Annotated in this window: 12 protein-coding genes; 7 read left to right on the top strand and 5 right to left on the bottom strand. The window is 68.0% G+C overall.

Going from position 1 to position 14,768, the window contains the following annotated elements:
- Positions 1-30: 30 nt before the first annotated feature.
- Genes IPG50_16245 through IPG50_16235 form a run of 3 tightly spaced genes read right to left on the bottom strand, consistent with a single transcriptional unit; the run spans position 31 to position 2,919 of the window.
- On the bottom strand, positions 31-1,239 hold the full coding sequence (locus tag IPG50_16245) for a twin-arginine translocation signal domain-containing protein (protein ID MBK6693739.1): 1,209 nt from the start codon (positions 1,237-1,239) through the stop codon (positions 31-33).
- A 25-nt stretch (positions 1,240-1,264) separates the two neighbouring features.
- A complete protein-coding gene (locus IPG50_16240; GenBank protein MBK6693738.1) occupies positions 1,265-1,957 on the bottom strand; it encodes a hypothetical protein in 693 nt (230 codons plus the stop codon).
- Positions 1,958-1,971: 14 nt separating this feature from the next.
- Positions 1,972-2,919 carry a hypothetical protein gene (locus IPG50_16235; protein ID MBK6693737.1) on the bottom strand — a complete coding sequence of 316 codons (948 nt, stop codon included), beginning with the start codon at positions 2,917-2,919 and terminating at the stop codon, positions 1,972-1,974.
- Positions 2,920-3,254: 335 nt separating this feature from the next.
- Between IPG50_16235 and IPG50_16230 the strand changes: the two genes are divergently transcribed.
- Positions 3,255-4,346, top strand: a complete 1,092-nt coding sequence (locus IPG50_16230) for a 2-dehydropantoate 2-reductase (GenBank protein ID MBK6693736.1) — start codon at positions 3,255-3,257, stop codon at positions 4,344-4,346.
- A 12-nt stretch (positions 4,347-4,358) separates the two neighbouring features.
- Here IPG50_16230 and IPG50_16225 read toward each other — a convergent pair whose 3' ends face one another.
- The gene (locus tag IPG50_16225) at positions 4,359-5,414 is read right to left on the bottom strand and encodes a DUF1513 domain-containing protein (GenBank protein ID MBK6693735.1); all 1,056 of its coding nucleotides are present in this window, start codon (positions 5,412-5,414) and stop codon (positions 4,359-4,361) included.
- Between the two features lie 6 nt (positions 5,415-5,420).
- Between IPG50_16225 and IPG50_16220 the strand changes: the two genes are divergently transcribed.
- The 3 genes from IPG50_16220 to IPG50_16210 all read left to right on the top strand — a co-directional run bounded on the left by IPG50_16220 (position 5,421) and on the right by IPG50_16210 (position 10,298).
- Positions 5,421-7,748: a tetratricopeptide repeat protein gene (locus tag IPG50_16220; GenBank protein ID MBK6693734.1), complete on the top strand. Its 2,328-nt coding sequence runs from the start codon at positions 5,421-5,423 to the stop codon at positions 7,746-7,748.
- Positions 7,749-7,815: 67 nt separating this feature from the next.
- Positions 7,816-8,526: a response regulator gene (locus tag IPG50_16215; GenBank protein ID MBK6693733.1), complete on the top strand. Its 711-nt coding sequence runs from the start codon at positions 7,816-7,818 to the stop codon at positions 8,524-8,526.
- Positions 8,527-8,540: 14 nt separating this feature from the next.
- The gene (locus tag IPG50_16210) at positions 8,541-10,298 is read left to right on the top strand and encodes a HAMP domain-containing protein (protein ID MBK6693732.1); all 1,758 of its coding nucleotides are present in this window, start codon (positions 8,541-8,543) and stop codon (positions 10,296-10,298) included.
- Here IPG50_16210 and IPG50_16205 read toward each other — a convergent pair.
- Positions 10,274-11,065, bottom strand: coding sequence for a hypothetical protein (locus tag IPG50_16205; GenBank protein ID MBK6693731.1), 792 nt, complete (start codon positions 11,063-11,065; stop codon positions 10,274-10,276). The genes IPG50_16210 and IPG50_16205 overlap by 25 nt on opposite strands.
- 225 nt (positions 11,066-11,290) lie before the next feature.
- Here IPG50_16205 and IPG50_16200 point away from each other — a divergent pair, with 225 nt between their 5' ends.
- The 3 genes from IPG50_16200 to IPG50_16190 all read left to right on the top strand — a co-directional run bounded on the left by IPG50_16200 (position 11,291) and on the right by IPG50_16190 (position 14,704).
- On the top strand, positions 11,291-12,181 hold the full coding sequence (locus IPG50_16200) for a hypothetical protein (protein MBK6693730.1): 891 nt from the start codon (positions 11,291-11,293) through the stop codon (positions 12,179-12,181).
- A 77-nt stretch (positions 12,182-12,258) separates the two neighbouring features.
- Positions 12,259-13,119, top strand: coding sequence for a hypothetical protein (locus IPG50_16195; protein MBK6693729.1), 861 nt, complete (start codon positions 12,259-12,261; stop codon positions 13,117-13,119).
- A 7-nt stretch (positions 13,120-13,126) separates the two neighbouring features.
- On the top strand, positions 13,127-14,704 hold the full coding sequence (locus IPG50_16190) for a PAS domain S-box protein (GenBank protein MBK6693728.1): 1,578 nt from the start codon (positions 13,127-13,129) through the stop codon (positions 14,702-14,704).
- Positions 14,705-14,768 lie beyond the last annotated feature (64 nt).

The following is a 14,768-nucleotide window of genomic DNA, read 5'->3' as shown; positions in this document are numbered from 1 at the left end:
CCGGGAGCACTCGGGCGGCCCGCGCGCGCTTCAGAGAATCAGCGCGTGCGGGTTCGGACCGAAGGGATCGGTCGGCACCTTGAGCGCCTTCGACAGGTACGCCCAATAGCCGGCGTTGGACGGCGTCGTCGCCGGCAGGCCCACGTCGCCATCGGTACGCCCCGTGGTGCCGACCTTCACGTATTTGCCGATGACCGTCGACGTCAGGTTTCCCTGGTGGTCGGAGTTCGGGAGGCTCCTCGCGAAGTCTCCCATGATGGTGAAGACGACGTTGTAGTCGGGGTTCGCGAGCATGCGCGTCAGGAACGTGCGGAGCGAGGGCAAGATGTCCTGCGTCATCTGGTTGCGTACCGACGAACCGTCGTTGTCGTCGTGCGAGTCCCAGCCGCCGTCGGTGATGGTGATGACGTTCGCGCCGGCGAGCACCATGAGCTCGGCGGCCACCATCTTGGAGCGGAAGTTGTTCACGCCGAATTGGTTCGTCGGCTGGCCGTAGGCGGTCGCTAGGTCCGTGAACGAAAATGGCTTCACGGGCTTCTTCAAGGTCTCGACGGCGGTGTCGAAGCCATCTTTCACCGTCACCAAGGATTTCTGGCTCGCGCCGATGCGACCGCCGCTCATGGTGCGCGCGGCCGTCAGGCCCTTGGCCGCGATGTCGCGGTCGGGGACCTTCGGGTCCGGCGTGCCACCGCCGAGCGCGCGAATGGTGGCATCCATGTTGGTGATCGTCTGAAGCGAGATGCCGCCCTCTGTCTGCGGCTGCACGTTGTCCATGTCGGGGCGGTTGCCGATGGCCGCCGCCTTGATGGCCGCGTCGCCGCCCATGACGTTCGCGAGCATCAGCGGGTAGGCCCGGTTCCCGGTGGTCCAGTTGCGGACCTTCGCCGTCTCGTGCGACGTGGTGTTGTGGCGAATGCCGATGGACGCCATCTTTTGCAGCGCCGCCTGAGGCAACGAGCCAAGCGTCGGCGCGTCGACGGTGAGGCCGTTGCCGAGGGCCATCATGTTGCCGTTGTTGACGCCGAAGCTCCCGTTGGCGAGGAAGGCGTCAGCCCCGGTGAAGAGCGAGTTGTAGCCGCCGTCCAGGTAGAGCACGACGAGCGCCGACTTCTCGCCGCCGGCGAGCTGCGCCGACGCGTTCGGCACCCAACCGGGGATGATGCGACCCGCGGCAGCGGCGCCGGCGGCCGCCGAGAGGCCCTTCAAGAATCCGCGCCGAGAGAGCTCATTCTTCTTCATCGTCGAAATCTCCTCAGCAGGTGAGTCAGTAGGTCAGAAAGCCGGCGGCCGTCAGGACCGAGGCGCACGCGTAAGCCCAGCGCCTCCGCGGGTCGGTCTCCTTGGCCGATTCGACGGTGGCCATTTGCACGCACGCGGCCGACTCCTCGGGCGTCGCGGTGCGGCTCCAGAAACGGCGTGCCATGGCGCTGCACTCGGTGGTCGCCGTGGCGTCGGCGGGCGCCGCGGCGTACTTCGCGTCGGTCTGCGTGTAGACGAGGCACGTCTCAAAGCCGATGCGGAACGCGGTGTAGAGGTTGACGGCGCTGCCCTCCGGCTCCTCGTTCCATCGCGCGACGGGCTGCCCGAAGGTCGACCCGGATTGCCCGAGGAGGGCGGGCGCGGTCACGCCGGTGACGCGGGTGTACTCACCCACGAGGGCGCTGTACGGCTTCACACGCTGGCGATCGATGCCTTCCACCGCGTCGAGTCGCGCGGAAACGAGGTCGGTCTTCCCGAACCCGACGTACTTCTTCGCGCGCTCGGAACAGCCGTAGGTCGGATTGGCGGCGGCGGCGGGGTCGACGGTGCCTCCCGCCCCTTCAGCGCCGGGTTTGCCCTTGCCGTTGCCGAACTCCATGCCCGAGAGGTCGCCAGCGTTGCAACCAAAAAGCGCGATGACGCACACGACCGCGCCAAGGAGAGGCGCGGCGGAGGTGAGGTGGCGGGAAGCGTTCATCCTGGCTCCGTTTCTCATTGGCAAAACGAGGGGTCAGAGGCGACGGCGGAGATGGCCGACTGCATCGTTTGCTTGGCCGAGAACTCAGTCATGCAGCGGTCAAAGGCGGGGCCTTCGCACACGTTCTCGGCGCGGCCGTAGAGGAATTGAAACGCGAGGCGGCACACGTTGAAGCGAAACCCCTCCGACGCGACGATGGTGGTGACGAGCTGCTTGTCGTCGGCGATGGTCTGACCGTCGAGGAGCGCCGCGGGACCGGTGGTGCTCGGCACGAAGGTCATCTTGTCGCCCTTGCCCTGACGTCGCGTGAGGACGCTCGCCACCTTGTCGAGGGCGTACCAGTTCTCGAAGTGACAGCCGCGACACCCGGGAGCCTGACGCCCCGTCGCGCTGATGTCGACGCTCGGCTCGTTGGTCACGGCCTCGAGCTTGAGCCCCAGCGTGTCTTTCAGCATGCGGGCGCCGGTCACGATCTTGAGGCCAGCGCCTTCGTTGCCGGCGTAGCGCTTGAGCCACGCGGGGCTGCGAAAGTAGCCAAGGCCGTTCGGGTCATCCACAGCGGCGCCGTTTTCGACGCGGTACGGGCCGACGAACATGTCTTGCCAAGGTTTGCCTTCCGCGAGAACACGCTTCGCCATGAAGTAGGCGGCGTCTTCGTCTTGCGTCACCCCTGGCGTCGGATTGAAGCGCGCGTTGACGAAGCGCGAGAAGCGCTCGATGAAGTCTTGCGATAGGAGCATGCCGTTGACGGACGCCTGCGGCGTTGCTGACGCAAAGAGCGTCGCGTCGGGGCTCCGCCCGAGCAGAGCGATCGAGAGGCGCGTCGCGCACCGTTCGTTCAGCTCCGTCTTGTCGGCCGTGTCGGCGGACGCCGTGCGGCCGCTAGCCAACGACATTCCGGCGACGACGCCGACGAGCGGACACACGAATAGCAAGCGCCGAAGGCGCGACCCCAACGTCATGGGCTTTCTCCTCCCGGAAAAAGTGGTGGTGAAGGGCGCTCGATGCGCCGCGGCGTCGCGGCAGGCGACGTGTCCTCAGTGGAGCAACGGCCATGCCGTAGAGCGCCAAAGGAACATTTCACGAGCCCGTGCGCTGGGGGAGAAAATGTTCCAGAGGCCCTCGCCCCCGCTCGCGCGTCTCGCCTCGGCGACGAAAGACGATTTCGCGTTTTTCGCACCGTTTTCGAAACCGTGCGGAGTGCATGTAGGTGCAGAAGGGGATCGCCAAGCTCCTGATGGACATCGGATCCACCACGGTGGAGGCTTCGGGGCCGGTCTGGTAATCACGCACCGAGATGGCGGAGCGAATGCTTGTTGTCGGGGCCGGCGGCCTCGGAGGGATTACCGCGGCGCTCGCCGCGGAGCGTTGGGGCACGAGCGCCGAGCCAACCTTCGAGGTCAGCGCGTTGACGACCAACGCGCGCATCGCCGAGGCCGTACGCAAGGGCGGCTACCGCGTCGGCGGACTTTTGCGCGAGCGAGCGATCGTCGCGCCGATTCTGTCGGAGCCTGCGGCGGTGACGGGGCCCTACGATTGGATCGTGCTCGCCGTTCAACCACCGCAAGTGGAGGAGGCGGCGAGGGCCGCGATGCCCTGGCTCTCGCCGTCGGGGCGCCTCGTTTGCTTCCAAAATGGCCTCGCGGAGGAGCGAATCACGCGCCTGGGCCTTCCCGCGTCTCGCGTCGTGGGAGCGGTCGTCGGCTGGGGCGCGAGCATGCCCGAGCCGGGCCGGTACCACCTGACGGCGCGCGGCGGCTTCACCGTCGGGACGCTCGATGCGAGCGCTCCCGAGGACGCACTGGCGGGGCTCGCGTCGTGCCTGTCGCCGGTGGCGCCCGTCAAGCTCACCACGAACCTCCGCGGCGCGCGGTGGAGCAAGCTCGCCATCAACTGCGCCATCTCGACCTTGGGAACCATCGGCCGAGGCACGCTCGGTGCCGTCCTCCTTCACCGCACGGCGCGCCGACTCGGCCTCGAGCTCATCACCGAGGTCGTCGAACTCGCGTCGAAGGAGGGGGTCACGCTGGAGAAGATCGCGGGCCTCGACCTCACCAAGCTGGCGCTCACCGACGCGGAGCGCGCCGCGCAGGGATCACCCACGTTGGTCGCGAAACATTCGCTGATGCTCGCTGTCGGGGCGCGCTACCGACGCATGCGCTCGTCGATGCTGTCCGCCATCGAGCGGGGCCGGATCCCGGCGGTCGACTTTCTGAACGGTGAGATCGTGGAACGCGCCGAGCGCCATCGATGCGCCGTCCCGGCCAATCGAGAGGCGACGCAGATGGTCCACGACATTGCGAGAGGTCGTGTGCCGGGCGGCATTGGCGCGATCCATCTGCTCCAGGAGCGCATCGCGAAGCGGCGCGAGCTCGAACGCACGCGGTAGCTCGGGCTCCGATCAGCGGCGCGCGCCTTCGCCGTCCCACGCGTAGACGTGTGAGCCCGAGATCGTGCCGCCGCCGGCGTCGCCGAGCGACGTCACGGCGCGGTCCGCCGAAAAGAGCGTCATGATGGCGCCCTTGCCGTGGGTCACGACGAACGCGGAGCCATCGAGTGACAGCGTGACCCCTCGCGGAAACTCCATGGCCCGAGCCTCGAGGAGTTGGCCCTCGCGCACGTCCCAGAGCGTCATCAGGTTGCCCCAAGGGTTGGTCACGACAGCGACGCCGCTCGCCTCGTGCACCGCGACGCTTAGCGACTCGCCGAGCATGCGACCGGTCACGTCGCGAGGCTCATCCATCGGTCGGAGCGGTCCGCCACCTCGCCGAAAGCTCACGCCACCGGGGGACTCTTTCTCTGGCAAGCCGTCGCGCGGTGCCGAGCTCACGGCGAAGGTTCCCGCGTCGCTCACGGCGAGGTGCCCCGCGTTCCACTCGCCTTTGGTGACGACGGAGCGCTCGAGAAGTTTTCCCGTCGCCAGCTCCACGAGGCACACGCTCCCGTGCTCCTCGGTGCCGACGGGGCCGCCGCCGTTGGTCACGAGCATCACGCCGCCGTCGAGCAACACGCAGTCGTGGGGGTTCTGGCCAAAGGTTGGCACGTCGCCGAGGACCCGGAAGGTGTCCCGGTCGCGCACCGACAGGACGCCTCGTCGCGTCGAGAGCTCGGTCTCCACGCAATAGAGGACGCTGCCGTCTTTGGCGAACTGACCGTGGCCGTAGAAGTGGTGACCCGGTGAGGGCTCCACGGTGGCGAGCGCCCTTCGTCCCACGAGGTCGACGACGGCGGCGCCGGGGCCCTTCTTTTCGAGGACGACCGCGACGCCCCGGCGGCGAGGGTCGACGGCGAAGCCGTGGGCCAAGAAGGTCATGGGGACCCGCTGGATGGCGTCCTTGGGATCGAGCGCGTCGAGGTCGACGAGATCCAGCGAAAAGAAGGCGCGTTTGGTCCGCGCATCTTGCAGCTGCATGCCGCCGACCATCACGCCGCGCTGCGCTGTGTCCTTCGGCGTCACGTTGCCATGCTCGCACAGGTGGAGACCTCGTGCCTCGCCCGCTTCGCTGACATTTCGGCCCCGGGGCTCCCATCGGGTATGCTCTCGCGGCTGATGTCGACCGGTGATCCCACCGGCTCCCTCGTGCGCGCGTTTTTCGAGCTTCGAAAGGCCCGCCGAAGTGGGGTTTTGTCCGTTGCCGCCGACGAGGTGACGACGTCGGTGCACTTTCGCGAAGGCCTGCCGGTCTGGGCCGAAGAGGAAGGAACGCCTGGCGAAGCCCTCGGCCGCATGTTGGTCCGCACCCGGGTGCTAACCGCGCAGGAGCACGCGAAGGTCATCGACAAGATGGCCACGTCGCTCGAGAACGGCCAAAAGTTCGGCGAGATCGCCATCGAGCTGGGGCTCCTCACACAAGCGAAGCTCGAGCACGCGCTCCGAGAGCAGGTCCGTTGGCGCATCGTCCGCGCCCTTCAGCGCGAGGGCGTGCACCACTCGTTTCGCGAAGCGTCGATCGCGGCTCGCGGCGCAGGGTTGCCGCTCGAGAGCCTGGTGCTCGACGCGGCACGCTGGCTCCGCCCCGAGCAACGGCTGGGCGTCGTCGAAGCGGCGAGGGGAAAATTTCCCGTTCTGTCGAGCACCGTTGTCGCCGACGTCGCGGCGCGCTTCGCGTTGACGGCGGAAGACGAACCCACGCTCGCGATCTTTGACGGCTCGGTGGCCCTTGAGGACCTCGTCAAGATCGAGCCGTCGGCCGCGGGAACCGACGTCGGGGCGCTCTGCGTGGCGCTCTACGCGGCCGGCGAGTTGGAGCTTGCCGACGCCGCGCGGGCTGCGAGTCGCGGCTCGCTCCGTCCGCTGTCGCGGCCGCCGTCGCGACCCCCGCCCAGCGAACGCGTCGCGCGCACACTGGCTCGCCTAAAGAAGGCGCGCGCCAAGAGCGCGCTCCTCGAGCTCCCAGAGGCGGTAGCGGAGCGAAAGCCCGCGAGCGAACACGAGGCGCGGGTCATCGCCGAACAGGCGTTCCAACACGGCGTCTTGCACCTGCGAGCCAATCGCCTCGAGGCCGCGGTGCCCCTTCTGCGGCGCGCCTTCGGCCTGATGCCGAAGAACATCGAATACGAGCTCTACGCGATGTGGACCGAGGTTCGCGTTCACGAGGGAAAACCAACAGCGCCGCAGCTCGGCGCGCTTCGCCACATCGCGCTGTCGGCGGTGAGGCAAGATCCCAACCTTGCCTTCGCGTACTACGTCCTTGGTCAGGTGACGCTCTACGAGGGCGGCTCCGAGTCGATGGCCAAGCACCACTTCGTGCACGCCCTCAAGCTCGACCCCGACGCCATCGACGCCGAGCGCCATGTTCGCGTCCTCCGCCGCCGCGAGGCGCGCGGCTCGCGTGTCCCTCAAGTCCGCACGTCACGGGCGCCTGCCGTGCCGCCGCCCGCGCCGAGCGCACCGGTGGCGCGCGTCGCGCTCAAGAAGGTCTTGAGCCAAGCGCCACGACCTGGGTCCGATGCCACGGAGACGCCGGTCGTCCTCTATCGCAAGCCCCAGCGCACGCTCGAGATGTCGCTCGAGAGCCCGCCTCCGCCGGAGGTCGAGGTCGCACGAGCGCCGGCGCCGCCCACCGCTGCGCCGGCACTCTCACCGTCCGCGTCGCTGGCCAACGCCGCCGCGGCACCCGTGGAGCCAGCGGTCCCTGTCGCGCCGGTGCTTGACGGTGCGCAGCCCGCCGATGCGACGTCGCTGACGGGGGTGGCGAGGCCGAAGGCCGGCGGAGCAGAGGACCAGGGGCCACCCTCGACGGAGCGGCGCCCTGCGCCGAAGAAGCCCCAGAATACGACCACGCTCGTGGCCGGCGCGGCGATGACGCTGGCCGTGCTGGCCGCCGCCTTCGCGATGCTGGGCCTGCGCGCGAGTGGCTCCGTCGTCAAGCGGCCGCCGCCGGTTGCGTCCTTCGTCGCCCCCGCGGCGCGTCCGCCAGCCGCCGTCTCCGTCAGCGCGACGCCGCTCACGTCTCCAGCGCCGCCTTTGGCCATCCCCAGCACCCCCGCTGTCACGTCAACCGCGAGCGCAAGCGCGCGCGCGCTCGTGCCCGACGCCGGGGCGCCCGTCGTCGCGAGCGCCGCCAGCGCCGACAACCGTGTCGACGGCGGGCCCGCGGGCCGCAGCGAAAACGGCCTCGTCGTTCTCCCGAAGTGGGCCTCGCAGCGGCGCATCTACGTCGACGGCAAGCTCGCGACCAACGGTGGCGAACAACTCGAAGTGAAGTGCGGCTCGCGGCAAGTGCAGATCGGCAGCAGTGGAAAGCCGCGCACGCTGGAGGTGCCGTGTGGCGGCATCGCGACCTGGTAGCTAAGAAGAGAGCGGCCAGCTACGCGCCGGGCGGCGCCGACGAGCGAGGGCCAATGAAGGACGGCCAATGAAGGAAGGATTGGTTCTCTTGGTCGACGACGAGCCCGACTTGGCTCGACTCGTGGCCTACAACCTCGAGGAGGCCGGCTTCGAGGTCGTCGTCGCGTCGACGGCGGAAGATGGCCTCGAGCGGGCTCGCGAGACGCGACCTCTCTTGGCGATCTTGGACGTGATGCTGCCGGGCGAGTCGGGCGTCGAGTTGTGCGGTCGCATTCGGCGCGACCCAGCCCTCTCCGACATCGGCATTCTGATGCTGACGGCCCGCGGTGACGAGCAAGACCGCGTGGCCGGTTTCGAAGAAGGCGCCGACGACTACGTCGTGAAACCCTTCAGCGTGAAAGAGCTGGTGCTCCGCGTGCGTGCCCTCGCGCGTCGTGCTCGCGAGCGCAACGTCGCCCGCGCCTTGGACAAAGGCGGCGAACGCCTTCGCTGGAAGGGCCTTGAAGTCGATGTCGGGTTTCACCGAGTCTACGTCGACGGCGTCGAGGTTTCGCTCCGGCCGTTGGAGTTCAAACTAATCTGCGTCTTGCTCGAAAACCCCACGCGCGTGTTCTCTCGGAGCAACCTCCTCGAGGAGGTTTGGGGCACATCCGGTGAGATGAACACGCGCACCGTCGACACGCACGTGCGAAGGCTGCGCGACAAGCTGGGGCCCTGCGCCGAGGCCGTGGAGACCGTACACGGCTTCGGATATCGCCTTAAAGACGTGGTCGGCTGAGAGCCTCGCGGTCCATGAGCACCCCGTCCAGCGGCTTCACCTTTCGCGCGAAGCTCCTTGCCAGCTACGTGGCCCTGGTCGTCGCGGTCGTTGCCGTTGCCGTCGTCCAGCTCGATCGTTCGCTTGCGCGGGACTTGCGTGAGCGGCTTGACCAGCGCCTCGAGCAACAGGCCATCGGCGCCACGCAGTGGGGCGTCGGCGAAGGTCGACGGCATCCCGAAAAGATTGCGGCGCGTCTCGCTAAGATCGTCGGTGCCGATGTCACGATGTTCGACGACAAGGGCGTGGCCGTCGCCGACTCGCGCCCCGAACCAGTCGGCGAAGGCGACGTTGGGCCGGAGGTGGCCGCCGCCTTGGGCGGCGCCGTCGGGCGCGCCTCGAGGATCAGCGCCCTGCGCCGCGTGGAGACCTACTACGTGGCTGTTCGCGGCGGCGACGGTTGGGTCATTCGTCTCTCGGTCCCCTTGTCCGACATCGATGCCACGGTCACTGGCCTGCGCAGTCAGTTGCTCGGCGCCGCAGGGCTCGCGCTCGTTTTGGCCCTCGCGCTCGGGCTTTTGGCGTCGCGCGTCGTCGCTCGGCCGCTGCACGCGATGACGCTAACGGCACGTCGCATCGCCAACGGCGACTTCGACGTGGCCGTGCCGGCGCCATCGCCCGACGAGTTCGGCGTGCTCGCCGAGTCGCTCACGTCGTTGGCGAGGCAACTCAAGGCTCGCATCGGCGAGCTCGTTCGAGAGCGAGATCGGCTAAGCGCGATCCTCGAGGGCATGGCGGAGGGCGTCCTCGTCGTCGATCGCGGTGGCGCCATCGTCCTCGCCAATGCGGCGGCCAAGTCGATCCTGCGCGCGCCCCGCGCTCTGGAGGGCGAATCGCTCAAGGCGGCGCTGTCCGATGCCGAGATGCGCGGTTTCGTCGAAGCTCGCCTCGCCGACGGCCACACCGACGAGAGTGAAATTGCGGCGACCGACGGCCGCTCCACCGCCGTCTACGTCACCCCCCTTGAGCAACGCGCCGGCGCCGGTGTTGTGTGCGTCCTTCGAGACATGACGACGATCCGTCGTGTCCTCACGATGCGACGCGATTTCATGGCGAACGCGTCCCACGAGCTTCGTACGCCGGTGGCCGCGATCCTGGGCTACGCCGAGACGTTGCTCTTGGGAAAGCGCCTCGACGGCGAAGGTCGGCAGTTTGTTGAGATTATCGAGCGGCACGCGAAGCGCCTCTCGAGCCTTGTCGACGACGTCCTTCGCTTGTCGGAGCTGGAGGATCGTCCGGCGCCGTCACGACAGGTCATCGAGCTCGGGCCCCTCGTCTCGCTCGTGGTGGATACGGTCAAAGCCAAAGTCGAGCGGGCGAAGGTCGACCTGGTCATCGACGTCCCGGCTCGCCTCGAGGTCCTGGGGGACAGCACGGGCCTGGAGCAGGTGCTCGAGAACCTCGTCGACAACGCGCTCAAATACGGCAACGGGGCTCCGATTCGCGTCGCCGCGCGCGACGACGGCCCCAAGATGGCCGTCCTTGAGGTGACCGATCGAGGCCCCGGCATCGCCGCCCAACACCTGCCACGGCTCTTCGAGCGCTTCTATCGGGTGGACCCCGCGCGCTCCCGCGAGCGAGGTGGCAGCGGCCTCGGGCTCGCCATCGTGCGGCAACTCGTCGAGTCCATGGGTGGCACTATCAACGTCGAGAGCACCGTCGGCGAAGGGACGACGTTTCGCGTGGCGCTCGAGCGGACGTCAGAGCCTCAGCGCACGCCCGACACGGCGTAGATGATGCCCAAGACGATGAGGCCAAAGAACAGGCCACCGGTGAAGGAGAGCGCCAGGAACGCGCGGTGACGTGACTGGGCCGGGCCCGGCTGAATGATGCGCGTGTTCGACCGGCCGGGGGCCGCCTGCGCCTCGTGAATCGCCGGTGCGGGGCCCGCGCCATAGTCAGGCATCGAGGGCCGCCGACTCGTGGCCGGAGAGGGACCCGGGCCCGCTAGGCCCTGCCCCGGCAGGCCGTGATCCGGCAGCGATGGGCGCCGTCCCGCGGCAGGTCTCGCGGCCGGCAGATCGCGAGCGGGTGGCGGAAACGAGTCGTGCACCGGCGAGCCCATCTCAGGCAGCTCGCCCTCCTCGAAGGGCGACGCCGTGATGAGCGTTCGCTCTCCGCCTTCCTCCTCGTCGGCCGGGTGGGGGGGCTCCGACGGGGGCGCGGCCGCAGGCGGGCGCCTCCCGAACGAGCGCATCTCGTCGACCGACGCAGGACCGGCGGCAGCCGCTTGATCGAGCGCCTTGATCTCGGCGGGGCTTGCGATGAGCGTTCGGAGGGCAGCCTCGTCTTCCGGCCCATCGGCGCCTGCACCGCCGCCGGCGAGCAGCGTCGCGAGCTCGGGGAACGTGTTGGCGGGACGAAAATCGTTGGGCGCCGCGGCGCGGGCGACACGTTGCCGCGCATCGAGGATTCCGCTGCGAATGGCTCGAGCCAGGTCGGCGGCCGATGCGGGACCTCGAGGGACGCCGTCGTCCGAGTGAATGAGCCAGTTCGCCATGATTCGTGCGGGGGCCGCTGCGAACTGAAAAGTATGCCTTTCGGCCGCGTTCAGGCGTGAGTTTTCTCACTTCGGGGGCATTCCCCCGCAACTATTTTGCCTCGCGGAGGTCCCCGTCACGCAATCGTCGCGGCGTGCGTCGTGGCGCGTGCTAGACCTGCCCCGCTGCCTGCGGAGCGTGGTTCTTCTCTCTGTTTTTTGGCTGTTTTTCTTGGCAGGACCTCGATGAAACGAACCTTCAGCGTGCCCGTTGTTCCTTCCGTCGTCGTCCTTGGCGCGCTCTGCCTTGGCTGCAGCGCAGAGGGCCGTGACGTGACCGCGTCGCCGGCCCCCAGCAGCTCCCAGGCGCCGGTGGGCCCGGGCACCACGGGGACGCCCTCTGGCATCGGTAGCAACGACGGCGGCGTCGTCACGAAAGAGCCCAAGAGCGAGGTCTACGGCCACAGTGGCACGGAGCTCTATCGACTCGACCCGATCACCAAGGCCGTGACCCGCGTCGGTGACTTCAAGAGCTGCGGCACCACCGGCGGCGTCATCGACATCGCCCTCGACGAAGACTCCAACCTCTTCGCATCCACCGCGCAGGCCCTCTTTCGGGTCGACCCAGACACGGCGAAGTGCACCAAAATCGCCGACGGCGACTACCCCAACTCGCTGTCCTTCGTGCCCAAAGGCACCGTCGACGCGAACGCCGAAGCGCTCGTGGGATACGACAAGGACGACTACGTCCGCATTGACCCGCAGACCGGCAAGCGCTCCATCATCGGTTCGCTCGGACAGGGCTACACGTCAAGCGGCGACATCGTTTCGGTTAAGGGCGGCGGGACTTACCTAACGGTCAAAGGCAACAGCTGCGACGATTGCATTGTTGAGGTCGACCCGGCGACCGGCGCCCTCAAGAAGAAGCTCGGAAGCCTGGGGCACGCCGACGTGTTCGGCCTCGCCTACTGGGCCGGCAACGCGTACGGATTCGACAAGAGCGGCAACCTCTTCGAGGTTGACCTGACGGCGAGCAAGGTCACGACGAAGTCCATCCCGCTGCCGAAGGCGCCCGCCGATCTGAGCTTCTGGGGCGCTGGCTCCACGACGTCCGCGCCCGTTTCCGGTCCCAAGTAGCAGGACGGTCCGTCGGCGGGCGCCTGTTGGCACCGCGCCTTGCAAAGCCGGGTCGCCTAGCTACTCTGCCCTCGACCATGGGCGGCCGTATCGCGACCTTAACGCTCCTCACAGCGGCGGCGGGCTTCTCGCAAGCCGGCTGCTCGTCCGACGCCCGCTCCTACACGGTCGCCGACGCTGGCTCCGCCCCCGCCGATGCGGCGGTCGTCATCCTGGCGCAAGAGGGCGGCGCGCCATCGGGCGGCGGCGAGGTCTTCGGCCACAGCGACACGACGCTGTATCGACTGAACCCCGAGTCGAAGGCCGTGTCCGTGGTCGGCGACTTCGACGGATGCAACGAGAAGATCCTCGACATCGCGCTCGACGAGAAGTCGAACATGTACGGCGCCGGCGACACGTCGCTCTACCTCATCGATCGCACCACGGCGAAGTGCACGCTCTTAAAGGCGGGGCAAAAATACCCGAACTCGCTGTCCTTCGTGCCGGCCGGCACCGTCGACCCTTCGCGCGAGACGCTCGTCGGCTTCGTCGACTCGATCTACTACAAGATCGACACATCGACGGGCGCCAAGGTCTCCATCGGCTCGCTCGGCACCGTCTTCGAATCGAGCGGCGACATCGTCTCCGTCAAAGGCGGCGGCACCTACGTGACCGTGAAGAACAACGGCAACGGCTGCAACGACTGCCTCGTCGAGATCGATCCAAAAACGGGCGCCATCAAGCAGAACTTTGGCTCGCTCGGCTACACAGACGTGTTCGGCCTCACGTTCTGGGGCGGAAGCGCCTACGGCTTCACCGACGGTGGGCAGCTCTTCGAAGTTCGGTTTCAAGGGACGAAGGTGACCACGGCGCCCATCGCGATTCCCGCAGCTCCTGCGGGCCTCAGCTTCTGGGGAGCCGGCTCGACGACTTCGGCGCCGCTCACCCCGATCCGGTGATGCCGCGATGACGGACACGAGCGCCGAGACCCTCTTCGCGGAGCTCAAACGTTACGTCGTCTTCGACGCCGCCGATACGGCGCGCATTCGTGACCTGCGCCCTCACGTCGCGCCGCAGTTCGAGCGCATCGTCCGCGCCTTCTATGATCGGACGCGCGCTCACGAGCAGGCGCACGCGGTCTTCGCCGACGAGGCGCAGATCGCGCGCCTCCAGCGCTCGCTCATCACGTGGCTCGACCGCGTCTTCTTGGGGCCTCACGACGAAGCCTTCTTCGAACGAACGCTTCGTATCGGTCGCGTGCACGCCGTGATCGAGCTACCGCAGCGGTACATGCTCGCCGCCATGGCGTTCGTGCGAACCGAGCTGGCGACGCTCTTGGACGACGTTGCCCTCGCGGAGCGGCAAGCGTCGATGCATTCGCTCCACAAGCTCCTCGACCTCGAGCTCGCGGGAATGCTCGAGTCCTACAACACCGACCTCAGGGCGCGCCTCGAACAGCAGCGCCGGGCGACCTACGACGCGCTCCTTCGGATGGAGCACCGCTACGTCAACGCCGTCGAGGTCGCCAACGTGCTCGTCGTGGGCCTCGACACCGCGCAGCGCATACGCTTCGTCAACCGGGAGGCCGAGAACGTCACCGGCCGCACGCGGCACGATCTCCTCGGGACGGTCTTCGCCGATTCGCTGGACACCGAGGGGCTCGTCACGGAGGCCGCGGCGGAGGTCGCTTCCGGCAAGCGCCCATCGGGGACCGCCGCCGACGGCGTCGTTCGCAACCGCGCCGGCAAGCTGCGCGACATTCGGTGGCAGCTGGCCCGCGCGCCCTCCGAGGAGGACGAGGTCGTGCTCTTCGCCATCGGCTCCGACGTGACGGAAGAGCGTTTGCAGGCGGCGCGGCTCCAGAAAGACCAGAAGCTCGCCGCCGTAGGCACGCTCGCGGCCGGCCTGGCGCACGAGATTCGCAACCCCCTGAACGGCGCGCAGCTCCACGTGACGTTCCTCGAAAGGGCGCTCCGAAAGCGCGGCGACATGCCTGACGAGCTCGAAGCCGTGGGGGTCGTGGGCGACGAGATCAAGCGGCTAGCTCTTCTCGTCAACGAGTTCTTGGACTTCGCCCGTCCCCGGCCTCTCGCCCTTCGGCCGGTGGACGTCAACGCGCTCGCCAACCGCGTTCTTTACCTCGTGTCCGCCAAGGCCGCCGCGGCCGAGGCTGAGGTCTCCCTCGACCTGCCCGTGACGGAGCTCGCGATCCAAGCCGACGCGGGCAAGCTTGAGCAAGTGCTGCTCAACCTTCTGCACAACGCCATCGAGGCGGTGCAGTCTTCGAGTGGTGGCAAGGTCGTCTTGCGGGCGCGCCTTAAGCCCCGCGCCGTGCTCTTCGAAGTCGAAGACGACGGACCCGGCCTCCAGAGCCCCGACGCACCGATCTTCGACGCCTTCTATTCGACCAAGGCCCAAGGCACCGGCTTGGGCGTGTCGATCAGTCACCGCATCGTGACCGACCACGGTGGCGTCATGAGCGTGGAAACCCGCCCTGGCCAGACGATTTTCCGGTTTACCGTCCCGCTGAGCCCAGGGACCTAGCGCTCAGCTCGGCGTTCCTTGCAAGGTGCCCGTTTCGCGGCCGGGCTGCCCTTGTTATCGTCCC

The organism is Myxococcales bacterium, assembly GCA_016703425.1.
Taxonomy (GTDB): Bacteria; Myxococcota_A; Polyangia; order Polyangiales; family Polyangiaceae; genus JADJCA01.
This window is presented reverse-complemented; position numbering and strand designations above follow the sequence as displayed.

Bases quoted from the DNA above. Each gene is read 5' to 3' on its own strand.
- IPG50_16230 (MBK6693736.1), top strand. From the start codon at position 3,255: ATGGCGGAGCGAATGCTTGTTGTCGGGGCCGGCGGCCTCGGAGGGATT.
- IPG50_16235 (MBK6693737.1), bottom strand. From the start codon at position 2,919: ATGACGTTGGGGTCGCGCCTTCGGCGCTTGCTATTCGTGTGTCCGCTC.
- IPG50_16240 (MBK6693738.1), bottom strand. From the start codon at position 1,957: ATGAACGCTTCCCGCCACCTCACCTCCGCCGCGCCTCTCCTTGGCGCG.
- IPG50_16215 (MBK6693733.1), top strand. From the start codon at position 7,816: ATGAAGGAAGGATTGGTTCTCTTGGTCGACGACGAGCCCGACTTGGCT.
- IPG50_16190 (MBK6693728.1), top strand. From the start codon at position 13,127: ATGACGGACACGAGCGCCGAGACCCTCTTCGCGGAGCTCAAACGTTAC.
- IPG50_16245 (MBK6693739.1), bottom strand. From the start codon at position 1,239: ATGAAGAAGAATGAGCTCTCTCGGCGCGGATTCTTGAAGGGCCTCTCG.
- IPG50_16195 (MBK6693729.1), top strand. From the start codon at position 12,259: ATGGGCGGCCGTATCGCGACCTTAACGCTCCTCACAGCGGCGGCGGGC.
- IPG50_16210 (MBK6693732.1), top strand. From the start codon at position 8,541: ATGAGCACCCCGTCCAGCGGCTTCACCTTTCGCGCGAAGCTCCTTGCC.
- IPG50_16200 (MBK6693730.1), top strand. From the start codon at position 11,291: ATGAAACGAACCTTCAGCGTGCCCGTTGTTCCTTCCGTCGTCGTCCTT.
- IPG50_16220 (MBK6693734.1), top strand. From the start codon at position 5,421: ATGCTCGCACAGGTGGAGACCTCGTGCCTCGCCCGCTTCGCTGACATT.
- IPG50_16205 (MBK6693731.1), bottom strand. From the start codon at position 11,065: ATGGCGAACTGGCTCATTCACTCGGACGACGGCGTCCCTCGAGGTCCC.